The sequence below is a fragment of the Tabrizicola sp. genome, assembly GCF_051645465.1.
Taxonomy (GTDB): Bacteria; Pseudomonadota; Alphaproteobacteria; order Rhodobacterales; family Rhodobacteraceae; genus Tabrizicola.
In genome coordinates, this window is sequence record NZ_JBOFBI010000220.1 from 1 (window position 1) to 1,720 (window position 1,720).

Annotated in this window: 2 protein-coding genes; one reads left to right on the plus strand and one right to left on the minus strand. The window is 63.3% G+C overall.

From position 1 onward, the window contains the following. The first annotated feature begins 74 nt into the window (after positions 1-74). Positions 75-831, plus strand: a protein-coding gene (locus ACRCSW_RS14380; protein ID WP_438706143.1) for an IS5 family transposase whose coding sequence is annotated in 2 segments (ribosomal slippage) — positions 75-394 and positions 393-831 — 759 coding nt in all. Because the reading frame shifts where the segments join, the coding sequence is not laid out codon by codon here. 122 nt (positions 832-953) lie between these two features. Here ACRCSW_RS14380 and ACRCSW_RS14385 read toward each other — a convergent pair. Further along, a partial coding sequence (locus ACRCSW_RS14385; RefSeq protein WP_438706141.1) for an MFS transporter occupies positions 954-1,720 on the minus strand: 767 nt, incomplete at its 5' end.

Below are 1,720 nucleotides of genomic sequence, written 5' to 3' on the forward strand. Positions count from 1 at the left end.
CCTAGGCGGCGTCTTCATTTGAGGGATTTCCACTTGGGTTGGGTTCTGATTCAAGATCGGAAACGGAGGCGATCTTGAGCAGACGAACGTTGACCGACGCGCAGTGGGCGCGGATTGAGCCGCTGGTTGCGGGGAAGACGGGCGACCGTGGCCGCACGGGAACCGACAATCGGTTGTTTGTCGACGCCTGCCTGTGGCTGGCGCGGGGTGCCACGCCCTGGCGCGATCTGCCGCCGGAACTCGGGCACTGGAAGTCGGTTTACACGCGCTTCCGGCGATGGTCGCGGGCCGGTGCCTGGGAGCGTCTTTTCCATGCGTTGCGCGCAGAGCCCGACTTCGAATACGTGCTGATCGATGCGACGATTTCCAAGGTTCACGCCGACGCCACCTCTCAAAAGGGAGCTTGAGGCTCGCGCCATCGGGCGCTCCCGGGGCGGGCTGACCACCAAGATCCATGCCGCCGTCGATGCCCTGGGGTTGCCGATCCGGTTCCTGATCACACCGGGACATTGGGGCGACTGTCCGCAGGCACGCGCGCTGATCGATGGGTTGCAAGGGGTCGGCCATGTCATCGCCGACGCCGGCTACGACGCCGATCATCTGCGCGACTTCATCGCAAGCGACCTCGGCGCGGTGGCGCAGATCAAGCAGAACCCGACCCGCAGCGGCACCAAACCCATCGACTGGACGCTCTACAAGGAACGTAACCTCGTCGAGAGGTTTTTCAACCAGATCAAACGCTTCCGCCGCATCGCCCTGCGCTGTGAAAAGACCATCGCCTCCTTCAAAAGCTCCGTCGCGCTCGCCTGCGCCATGGCATGGCATGGCTAACCTAAATGAAGACGCCGCCTAGAGCGCGAAGCCCGCCCGCTCGTAAGCGGCGCGCGGTGGCGTGACCGAAGTCGGCTTTGCGCGCTGAATGACCGCAAAGGGCTCTTCTCGAAGGGCTCGGGTCAGGCTTTCGGATTTGCGTCGGCATCCAGATAGCGGGCCGACAGCTGGCGATAGGAGCGCGATCGAAACGCGGCGATTGCCACCAGAACACCGATGAGACCCGCGACGGTAAAGACCAGAGCGATGCCGCGGTCCGGCCCGGTGCCGAACCAGCCGCCGATTGACCGCGCGCCTGCGCCATCGGTCATGAAAGGGATCACCAAGAATTGTGTCAGGGGGCCAATCAGAAATGCGGTCAGGGGTGATGCGGCCTGCTCCATCGACTGGGCAAAGCCAAAGACCCGGCCTTGCCGCTCCAGCGGCACGACCTTTTGCAGGGTGGTCTGCTCGGCGGCTTCGGCCACCGGGCCGAGGGCCATCCACAAGAAGCATCCCGCGACCAAAAGAGCGAACGAGGCCTGAATGGCAAAGACACTGGCCCCGGCCCATACCACCACATTCACCAGCAGCAGCGTGCGCAACGGGTTCCTGCCCAGACCGAACTTTGTCACGGCAATTCCGCCCAGGATGAAGCCAGAGGACAGGACTGCGAAAGTCAGTCCCCAAACCTCTACCGACACAAGGCTAAGGCCGTAGGCGTCGAGCAGGGCCATGAAGATGCCGCCCAGAAAGTTGTTGAACATGGCAAAAAGGATCAGCGCGAAGAGGCCCGGCACGCCAACAACGACCTTGATTGTGCCGCGCAGGTCGATCTTGCTGACGGCGGGAGGTTTGACTTTCTCGGCCGCATCCTGGGCGGCCGGCGCGGGTTCGCTGAAAGGTACCA